The sequence below is a fragment of the Methylobacterium sp. WL120 genome, assembly GCF_008039465.1.
GTDB lineage: Bacteria > Pseudomonadota > Alphaproteobacteria > Rhizobiales > Beijerinckiaceae > Methylobacterium > Methylobacterium cerastii.
This window is the reverse complement of record NZ_VRUT01000172.1, coordinates 1-9,106: the sequence shown is the minus strand read 5'-3', so window position 1 is coordinate 9,106 and position 9,106 is coordinate 1. Positions and strand designations below refer to the sequence as shown.

Genomic DNA, 9,106 nt, shown 5'->3' with positions numbered 1-9,106 from the left:
CCGGTCCGCCCGGCCTTCGTCCCAGCCCCCGCCCCGCCCGGGCTGGAGCGTCGCGAGCGGCAGCGGATCAGCCGCGGCCTGCTGGCGATCGAGGGTCGGATCGACCTGCACGGGCTCTACCAGGCCGAGGCCCATGCGGCGTTGGTCGGCTTCCTGATGCGGGCGCGGGCCGCCGGCCACGCGCGGGTGCTGGTCGTGACCGGCAAAGGCGGCGAAGACGCTTACGCGGAGCGCGGCGTGCTGCGCCGCTCGGTGCCGCACTGGTTGCGCGGCGCGGACCTGCGCCCGATCGTGCTCGGCTTCGAGGAGGCCGCCCGCCACCACGGCGGCGCCGGCGCGCTCTACGTCCGCCTGCGGCGGCGTTGAAGGCGCGGGTTAACCGGCGCAGGCTAATCGGGTAGGCGAAGCGGGGAAGCGTTCGGGACCGGATATCATGCACGACGTCGTACGCGAGATCGTCCTCGACACCGAGACCACCGGCATTGATCCCAAGACCGGCGACCGGCTGATCGAGGTCGGCGCGGTCGAGCTCCTGAACCACATTCCCACCGGCCGGACCTTCCACAAGTACTGCAACCCGCAACGGGCGGTTTCCGAGGGCGCCTTCAAGGTGCACGGCCTGTCCGACGCGTTCCTATCCGACAAGCCGCTGTTCTCGGAGATCGCCGACGCCCTCGTCGCATTCTGCGGCGACGCCCGCCTGGTGATCCACAACGCGCCGTTCGACGTCGGCTTCCTCAACATGGAATACGCCCGGCTCGGGGCGAAGGCGCCGCCGCCGATCGTGCTCGAGAGCGTGGTCGACACCCTGCCGATGGCGCGCCGCAAGCATCCCGGCGCGCCGGCAAACCTCGACGCCCTGTGCAGTCGCTACGGCATCGATACCAGCCGCCGCACCAAGCACGGCGCCTTGCTCGACGCGCAGATCCTGGCGGAGGTCTACATCGAGCTGCTGGGCGGCAAGCAGACCGGGTTCGACCTCGGCGCCGGCGCGGTGACCGAAGCGGTCGCCGACTTCGGCGCCGAGAGCGTCGTCCGCACGGCCCGCACCACCCGCGCCCGCCTCACCGACGCCGAGCGCGCGCGCCACGCCGCCTTCCGCGCAAGCCTCGGTGGCAACGCGATCTGGGCCGAGTACATCGGCGAGGATTCTGCGGTCTGACGATGGTCGATCGGTTTACACGCCCGCGGGGATCACGAGGTCCCGGTGGACCTGTCCGATTGTCCGCCCAAAGCGTCCATGGCGGCTTCGGGCATCCGCGAGACGACGACGAGGAGGGCCGCCGCCGCCGGTTCCAGGGTGACGCGTCCCTGTTCCCAGTTGCGCCAGGTGCCGAGGGGAATGCGCAACGCCGCGGCGATTTCCTTCTGCGTCAGCCCCAGACGCACGCGAAGCGCTTGGGGCGACTCGACCACGCGGGCGACATCCGGCACGGGAAGGTCGCCGTAGCCGTCTTCGCTTCGGTACGCCTCGATCTGCGCCTCGGTGGTTGCGTCCAGCTTGGCTCGATCGACCGTCGGCGCACGCGTGCGGAGTTCGCTCAGACTGATCTTCGCCACAAGGTACGCTCCTTCCGATGCGACGGCCATGCGGTGTTGATCCAACGGATCGGCGCGCCTGCTTCGGTCGTCTGGTCGCCGTAGACCACCATGTAGAACGTGCCGTCCCGGACGCCGACCGCGACCATCCGGATCTCACCGTCATCCGTCCGGGTGTCCTGCCACGCGACCACCCGATCGAGGAAGATCCCGGTCGCATCCGCGAAGCCGCAGCCGCGCGTGCTCGCTCCTTGCGGGGCTGGCCCTCCGCCCCATGACCGATCCGCCGCATCACGTCTTGCTGCGCCGCCGCAAGATCGTATTGCAATGCAAAAACCGCTTCCCATATGCCATCCACACGGATGGTGACGGGATGGTCGCGATGATGGAAGCGATGGTGCGGCCCAGAACCGCGAAGGTGCCGGCCCGGCAGCCCGACAGCGAGAAGATCACGATCAACCTCGGGCATGTCGATCTCGGGCATGTCGATCTCCTCGTCGCGGAAGGGCTGTTCTCGAACCGCAGCGACTTCATCCGCACCGCGATCCGCAACCAGATCGAGCGGCATGCCGACGTGACGCGCCAGTCGGTGGCGCGGCGCAGCGTCGAGCTCGGCCTGCGCCACATCGACCGGGCGAGCCTCGAGGCGGCACGGGCCGAGGGGCGGATGCTCGACATCCGCGTGCTCGGCCTCGCCACCATCGCCGCCGACGTGACCCCCGAACTCGCCCGTGCGGCGATCGCCTCCCTCGACGTGCTCGGCAGCCTCCAGGCCAGCCCCGCCGTCCGCGCCGCCCTGGCCGACCGGCTGCGCTGAGCTGCCCCGCCCTTTCCGATCCGCCCCCGGCGATCCGAGGACATCCCATGACCGATCCTTCCGAGCAGATGCGCGACCGCTTCGCCGACATGATGGAGGCGACCCGGCTCACCGGTGCGGGACGCCTCGCCGAGGCGACCGACCTGATCCAGCGCAGCCTCGGCGGCCTCGCGACGCCGCGGGACGCCCCGAAGGCGATCGAGCCGCCGACCCTCGACCTGACCGCCGAGCGCGTCGACGACCCCCCCCGTGCCGCGTCCTGGACGCAGGCGACGGCGCAGCCCCAGGCCTCCACCAGGACCGAGAGCGCGCCGAAAAGCGAGACTACGACGAAGACCGAAGCTGGGCTCGCCGGCCCGATCCCCGAGAAGCTGCGTGCCGCCGTGGACGGCGTCGTGCGCGGGCTGGCGCCGGTGCTGAAGGGGTTGGCGGCCAAGGGGCTGACGCCCAAGGGCTTGGCCCCGCAGGCTCCGGGCTTCGGCTTCGCCAAGCCGCAGACGCCTGACCGGTCGGTCGAGACCGCCGCGGGCGCAGGTTCGGTCGTCACCAAGAGCTTTGCCGGACCGGCGGGGACGCGCGAGTATCGCCTGTTCGTCCCGAGCCGGCCGCAGGTTCCGGCGGCCCTCGTGGTGATGCTGCACGGCTGCAACCAGACCGCGGACGACTTCGCCGTCGGCACCGGCATGAACCGGCTGGCGGAGCGTGACGGCCTGTTCGTCGCCTACCCGGTCCAGACCGGCCGCGCCAACGCGCAGCGCTGCTGGAACTGGTTCGAGCCGCGCGACCAGGGCCGCGAGACCGGCGAGGCCGCCATCATCGCCGGCCTCACCCGCGCGGTCATGGCCGGTCATGCGATCGACCCGAGCCGCGTCTTCATCGCCGGGCTCTCGGCAGGCGGGGCGGCGGCGGCCAACATCGCCCGAGCCTTCCCCGACCTCTACGCCGCGGTCGGCGTGCATTCCGGGCTCGCGGCCTCCTGCGCCCGCGACGTCGGCTCCGCGATGATGGCGATGCAGATGGGCGCGCCCGGCCCCGGCGGTGGCGCCCACGTGCCGACCATCGTCTTCCACGGCGAGGACGACACCACGGTGAGCATCCGCAACGCCGACCAAGTGCTGGCCCAGGCGGGCGCCGCCGCGCTGACGCCCGCGCGCGAGCGTTTCGACGGCGACGGACGCCCCTACACCCGCACGCGCTACGCGGACGCGGCGGGCCGAGTGTTGCTGGAGGATTGGCGGGTTCGTGGCGCTGGCCACGCCTGGTCGGGTGGGGACCGGGCTGGCAGCTTCACCGACCCGCAGGGGCCCGACGCCTCGCGCGCCATGCTCGACTTCTTCGCCGCGCATCCCAAGGGGCTTTGAGGGCAGGGGGCGCGGGTCGTCGACGGCCTGCGCCCTCTCGTTCGGCATCCATCGTTCATACGGTTTCCGATCGATGACTTCGCCGGCGCGACGTTTTCCCGGACGCCCGGAGCGTCAGCGGAAGGTGATCCGGGACCCAGCATCATCGAGGGCCGCGTCAGCGGCTCGATCCGAACGGCGCAAGGTTTCGACGCTTCGCGATGCCTTCTGCTGGGTCTCGGATCGGGTTCCGCTGACGCTTCACCCGTCCGGGAAAACGGGCGCGGTGCTCACCGAATCGATCAACCGGAAATCGTATCAGACCGGGACGTTGTCGATGAGCCGCGTCTTGCCGAGGTAGGCGGCGGCGAGCACGCGGGCAGGGCCGTCGATCCGGGCGAGCGGCGCCAGCGTCTGCGCATCGCAGACCGCGAGGTACTGCACCGAGAACCCTGCCGCCTCCAGGGCGGCGACACCCTGCGCGATGGCAGGCGCCGTCTCTGCGCCGTCCCGCGCCTCCGCCGCGACCCGCGACAGCACCGCGTGGAGCGCCGGCGCGGCCGTCCGCTCGCCGGGCGCGAGGTAGCGGTTGCGCGAGGACAGGGCGAGGCCGTCCGCCTCGCGGACTGTCGGCATGCCGTGGATCGCGACGCCCATGTCGAGGTCGGCCACCGCGCGGCGGATCACCTGCAACTGCTGGAAATCCTTCTCGCCGAACACGGCGGCGTCCGGCCGGACCTGGTTGAGGAGCTTCGTGACCACCGTGGCGACGCCCGTAAAGTGGCCGGGCCGGAACGCGCCGCACAGGCCCTCGGTGAGGCTGCCGACCGTGATCTGGGTGGCAAAGCCGGGCGGGTACATCGTCCCGGCCTCCGGCATCCAGGCCAGGTCCGTTCCCGCCTCGCCGAGCAGCGCGAGGTCGCTCGCGGCGTCGCGCGGATAGCGGGCGAAATCCTCGGTCGCGCCGAACTGGGTCGGGTTGACGAAGACGCTCGCCACCACGCGCGCGCCCAGCGTTCGCGCATGGGCGACCAGCGCGAGATGGCCGCGATGTAGCGCCCCCATGGTGGGCACCAGCACGACGCGCTCCCCTTTCGCGCGCCATGCCGCCACCGTTTCCCGCAGGGCGGCGGGATCGGAGATGGCCCGCGTGTCGGCGGTGGATCGAGAGGGCATGGGCGGCTCCGGCGAGGTCGGCGGACGCTGCCTTAAGCTGCCTCTCCCCGGCATGCCAGCATCGCCCGTCGATTTGTCGAGATCCGTCGACTCACCGAGAACCCTAGCGGACGAGGTCTGCGATCGCCGTCACCGGCAATACGGCAGCAGCGGCCGGCCGAACGGATCGTCGACGCCCAGCGGCGGCGTGAAGCCGTAATAGCTCGGCTTCGACAGGCCGTAGGTCGAGCCGACGTAGCTCGGGTCGTCGGGAGCGTTGGTCGGCACCGGCACGCGGCGCGGCAGGCAGCCGGCGCGACGCACGGGCAGGGGGCGAGACTGCAGGACGTTGTCGCTGCCGTCGCCGCGGGGGAAGTAGCGCGGTGCGTTGCTCGGCAGGTCGTAGGTCGGCGCAGGCTCGGCGCCGAACAGGTCGGCGGCATTCGCCGGCACGGCGGCGAGACCGCAGGCGAAGGCCGGGATCATCCATGTCGCGCGCATGCGCCCGTCGTCCCCTCAGGTCCCGTTTCGCGGCGTTCGGGCACGCGACGCGACTATCGGCCGTTAAGGTGAATCGAACGTTACCGCTCGGCCAGCACGACCACCTGCGCCTGCAGCGCGGCGACCAAGTCGGTGGTCGCGAGACGCAACTGCAGGCCGCGTCCGCCGCCGTTGACGTGGATCTCCGGTCGGTCCGCCAGCGAACCTTCGTCGATCAGCACCGGCACCCGACGCTTGGCGCCGAACGGGCTGATGCCGCCGACATGGTAGCCGGTGATCCGCTCGGCCTCCGGCGGCTTCAGCATCGCCGCCGCCTTGCCGCCCATCGCGGAGGCGACCCGCTTCATCGCCACCTCCTTGTCCGAGGCGACGAGCAGGCAGACCGGTTGGCCGTCGACCGCAGCCATCAGGGTCTTCAGGATGCAGCTCGGCTCGACGCCGAGCGCGTCGGCAGCTTGAAGACCGATGCGGGGGGCCTCCGCGTCGTAGGCGTAGGCCACCATCGCGTAGGCGATGCCGGCCTTGTCCAGGGCGCGGGAGGCGGGGGTCGCCCGCGGCGTCGCTTTCGCCATCACAACGCCTCCACGAGGATGCGGCCGATCTCGGCATGGGCCGCGTCGCGCGTCGCCGGCGGCGGCGCCGAGCCGGTCAGGAAGAGACCGGCGAGGATCGGCGGACGCCCGGGCGGATGCAGGATCGCCACGACGTTCGACGTGGCGTTGTCGCCGCTGCCGGTCTTGTCGCCGACCGTCCAATCGAGCGGAAGGCCGGCGCGGAGCTTCGTTCGGCCGGTCTCGCACGCGACCATCCAGCCTTCCAACCGCGCGCGGTGCGGCGGGGTCAGCACATCGCCGAGGAGGCAGCGTTCCAGGGTGCCGGTGATCGCGGACGGGCTCGTGGTGTCGCGCGGATCCCCCGGCAGCGCGGTGTTCAGGGTCGGCTCGGTCCGGTCCAGGCGCGTCACCGCATCGCCCTGCCCGCGCAGCCAGGCGGTGAGCGCGGCAGGACCGCCGAGGGCGTCGAGCAGGAGGTTCGCCGCCGTGTTGTCGCTCCATACGATCGCGGCGGCGCAGAGGGCCTCGACGGTCAGCTCCGCGCGCGTGCCGCCCGCATTCGCGAGGGCGGCCCGCGTCACCGGGCCGTAGCTCTGCAGGTCGGCGGCGCCGTAGGCGATGCGGCGATCGAGGGTTTCGGCGCCAGCTGCGGCGCGCGCCAGGATCGCAGCCGCGGCGAGAACCTTGAAGGTACTGCACATCGCAAACGCCTCGCCCGCACGGTGGCCGAGGAACACGCCCGATGCATCCCGGAACGCGACGCCGACCCGCCCGCCGAGCCGCGCCTCGACCGCCGCGATCCGGGCGGCGGCCGACGCAAATCGGGCCTCCGCGCGGGTGGCGAGGGCGGGTGCCGCCAGCGCCAAGCCGGCGACGACGGTGCGACGGGTATAGACCATGGCGTCATCATCCCTAGCTGCGCTTCGCGGGCGCCCGGTTTGCGCATCGCCCTCCGTCGAGGCAAGCCCAATCCGCCGGCGGCGCGTTTCCAGTTCACCCGGCGGCGCCCGCGTGTCGGCGAAGGCCGACGAACCAGGACGGAGCCCGATGCACGATTCCAGCACCCTGTTCGCGCCGGCCTCCGGCTTCGGGCGCGCCGCCATCGCGGTGATCCGCATCAGCGGGCCGGCCGCGGCGGGTGTGCTCGTCGCGCTTGCGGGTACCCTTCCGGCCCCGCGCCGGCTTTCGCTCCGCACGCTGCGCGATCCGGCCGACGGCATGATGCTCGACAAGGGAATGGTCGCCTGGATGCCTGGACCTGACACGGTCACCGGCGAGGACATGGCCGAGCTGCACCTGCACGGCGGCGTCGCGGTGCGGGCGGGGGTGATCCGCGCGCTCACCGCCTTCCCTGGTTGCCGCGCGGCGGAGGCGGGGGCCTTCACCCGGCGGGCGGTGCTCAACGGCCGGATGGATCTCACCGAGGCCGAGGGTGTCGCCGACCTGATCGAAGCGGACACCGAAGCCCAGCGCCTCCAGGCCCTGCGCCAGCTCGACGGTGCCCTCGGACGCCAGGTCGCGGCCTGGCGGGAGGAGGCGATCGACTGCCTCGCGGCGACCGAGGCGGCCCTCGACTTCGCCGACGAGGGCGACATCGACGATGCCGGGCTCGACCGAGCCGTGCTCGCCCGAGCCGCCCGGCTCCGTACTGCCATCTCAGCCGCACTCGCCGATGGACGGCGCGGCGAGCGCCTGCGAGAGGGGTTTCAGGTGGTGCTCGCGGGCCCACCGAATGCCGGCAAGTCGACCCTGCTCAACGCCCTCAGCCGACGCGACGCCGCCATCGTCTCACCGGTGCCGGGCACCACCCGCGACGCGATCGAGGTGCGGCTTGATCTTGGCGGATTGCCGGTAATGCTCGTCGACACGGCGGGCTTGCGCGAGACGAGCGACCCCGTCGAAGCCGAGGGCATTGCGCGAACTCGCCGGCGGATGGCCGAGGCCGACCTCGTGTTGATGCTGGTCCCGCCGGGCGCTGCTTCAGAGGAAGTCTCAGGAACGAGCCGTGTCCTTCGCGTGCGAACGAAGGCCGACCTGGATGCGGCGCCGGGTGCCGACCTCGCTGTTTCGGCGCTGACGGGGGAGGGGCTTCTCCTCCTGCTCGACGCGATCACAGCAGAGGCCGAGGTGACGCTCGGCGGCGGCGACGCCCTCGTGACCCGCGAGCGTCACCGCGACGCGCTGGAGCGCTGCATCGCCCACCTCGACCGCCTGCCCGCCGCCACCGGGATGCCGGAACTGGTCGCCGAGGACCTACGCTTGGCCGTACGCGCGCTCGGTGAGGTCGGCGGCCAGGTCGGCATCGAAGAGGTGCTCGACCGCCTTTTTTCGGGGTTCTGTATTGGGAAATAGCCGATGGCTTCATCACCGGAGTGGTCACGTGCAGCGGGCGGCGACTCCCGCTCCCGTTCGGGAGAGGGTTGGCGTGAGGGGACAGAATTCCCCGAAGAGGTCACACCCCTTACCCTGTCCCTCTCCCGGATGGGACAGTGGAGCCGCGCCTCTTTCTTTATACGCGGTGAGATGCGTGACAGCGGTGGCGGGCGGATCTGTGAAGGATCGGCACGGCTACCGCCGACCAAAGCCCGCAATGTTTCACGTGAAAACCCGCCCCGCCTTATGAGCGGGTGAGAAACATCCCCGTCAGCAGGAAGCCGAAGCCGGCCAAGCCCAGGGCGCCTTCCTTGCGTTGGCTCGGGTCGGTGAAGTGAGCGAGCGCGCCGCCGGCGCAGCAGAGTGCACCCAGGCCGATAGCGATGATGTGCATCGTCTTGATCCTCGTTGGTCGCCCTCACCCGTGCGAGGTCCGCGATGTCACGAAATCCCGGGTGGCCGGGACGGACGCCGTTGTCCGTTCATAAATCGTTCACAGATTCTCGATGCCATGCAGACCAGTGAGTCGCAAGAGGTTTCGTATGACCCGATAGTGCGAGATGGCTCTGAGCCCGGGCGATCCGCAGTGTCCGGATTGAAAACGACAGTCCTGCATTCGATGGTGATTTTAAAAATGTAGTCAAAAATGCCGAGCACGCGAGCAGATTGCTCACGAGGAAGGCAAGCTCCGCTCGGAGGAGCGCCTGTGAGGGCAGGTGATTGACCTTTTCGCGGGGTGGCGGCACATCCCGGGGATGCCCGAAACGTTTCCACAGGCTTTCGATGTCGTTGTCGTCGGCGGCGGCCATGCCGGCGTCGAGGCGGCG

13 protein-coding genes are annotated in these 9,106 nt (G+C 71.0%); 5 read left to right on the top strand and 8 right to left on the bottom strand.

Annotation, left to right across the window (positions count from 1 at the left end):
- On the top strand, window positions 1–366 hold a 366-nt coding region (locus tag FV229_RS22810), incomplete at its 5' end, for a Smr/MutS family protein (protein ID WP_187275254.1).
- Window positions 367–433: 67 nt separating this feature from the next.
- On the top strand, window positions 434–1,162 hold the full coding sequence (dnaQ, locus tag FV229_RS22805) for a DNA polymerase III subunit epsilon (RefSeq protein ID WP_147754148.1): 729 nt from the start codon (window positions 434–436) through the stop codon (window positions 1,160–1,162).
- A 32-nt stretch (window positions 1,163–1,194) separates the two neighbouring features.
- Here the strand turns inward: dnaQ and FV229_RS22800 are convergent, their stop codons facing one another.
- Window positions 1,195–1,560: a helix-turn-helix domain-containing protein gene (locus tag FV229_RS22800; protein WP_147754147.1), complete on the bottom strand. Its 366-nt coding sequence runs from the start codon at window positions 1,558–1,560 to the stop codon at window positions 1,195–1,197.
- Window positions 1,542–1,733, bottom strand: coding sequence for a hypothetical protein (locus FV229_RS27815; protein WP_210246619.1), 192 nt, complete (start codon window positions 1,731–1,733; stop codon window positions 1,542–1,544). The genes FV229_RS22800 and FV229_RS27815 overlap by 19 nt, the downstream gene beginning before the upstream one ends.
- 188 nt (window positions 1,734–1,921) lie before the next feature.
- Here FV229_RS27815 and FV229_RS22790 point away from each other — a divergent pair, with 188 nt between their 5' ends.
- Window positions 1,922–2,356 carry a CopG family transcriptional regulator gene (locus tag FV229_RS22790; protein ID WP_238272668.1) on the top strand — a complete coding sequence of 145 codons (435 nt, stop codon included), beginning with the start codon at window positions 1,922–1,924 and terminating at the stop codon, window positions 2,354–2,356.
- A 47-nt stretch (window positions 2,357–2,403) separates the two neighbouring features.
- Window positions 2,404–3,717, top strand: coding sequence for a PHB depolymerase family esterase (locus FV229_RS22785; RefSeq protein ID WP_187275253.1), 1,314 nt, complete (start codon window positions 2,404–2,406; stop codon window positions 3,715–3,717).
- A gap of 297 nt (window positions 3,718–4,014) precedes the next feature.
- Here FV229_RS22785 and panC read toward each other — a convergent pair whose 3' ends face one another.
- The 4 genes from panC to bla all read right to left on the bottom strand — a co-directional run bounded on the left by panC (window position 4,015) and on the right by bla (window position 6,805).
- On the bottom strand, window positions 4,015–4,872 hold the full coding sequence (panC, locus tag FV229_RS22780; RefSeq protein WP_147754145.1) for a pantoate--beta-alanine ligase: 858 nt from the start codon (window positions 4,870–4,872) through the stop codon (window positions 4,015–4,017).
- A gap of 129 nt (window positions 4,873–5,001) precedes the next feature.
- On the bottom strand, window positions 5,002–5,352 hold the full coding sequence (locus FV229_RS22775) for a hypothetical protein (protein ID WP_147754144.1): 351 nt from the start codon (window positions 5,350–5,352) through the stop codon (window positions 5,002–5,004).
- 80 nt (window positions 5,353–5,432) lie between these two features.
- Window positions 5,433–5,924, bottom strand: coding sequence for an aminoacyl-tRNA deacylase (locus FV229_RS22770; RefSeq protein WP_147754143.1), 492 nt, complete (start codon window positions 5,922–5,924; stop codon window positions 5,433–5,435).
- Window positions 5,924–6,805 carry a class A beta-lactamase gene (gene bla / locus FV229_RS22765; RefSeq protein WP_147754142.1) on the bottom strand — a complete coding sequence of 294 codons (882 nt, stop codon included), beginning with the start codon at window positions 6,803–6,805 and terminating at the stop codon, window positions 5,924–5,926. The genes FV229_RS22770 and bla overlap by 1 nt, the downstream gene beginning before the upstream one ends.
- A gap of 148 nt (window positions 6,806–6,953) precedes the next feature.
- On the opposite strand from bla, the gene mnmE reads away from it, so the two are divergent.
- Entirely contained in the window at window positions 6,954–8,258 is a 1,305-nt protein-coding gene (gene mnmE, locus FV229_RS22760; protein WP_147754141.1) for a tRNA uridine-5-carboxymethylaminomethyl(34) synthesis GTPase MnmE, read from the top strand.
- A gap of 265 nt (window positions 8,259–8,523) precedes the next feature.
- Here mnmE and FV229_RS27615 read toward each other — a convergent pair whose 3' ends face one another.
- Window positions 8,524–8,673, bottom strand: coding sequence for a hypothetical protein (locus tag FV229_RS27615; protein ID WP_187273687.1), 150 nt, complete (start codon window positions 8,671–8,673; stop codon window positions 8,524–8,526).
- Window positions 8,674–8,761: 88 nt separating this feature from the next.
- On the bottom strand, window positions 8,762–9,106 hold a 345-nt coding region (locus tag FV229_RS22755; protein WP_210246618.1), incomplete at its 5' end, for a hypothetical protein.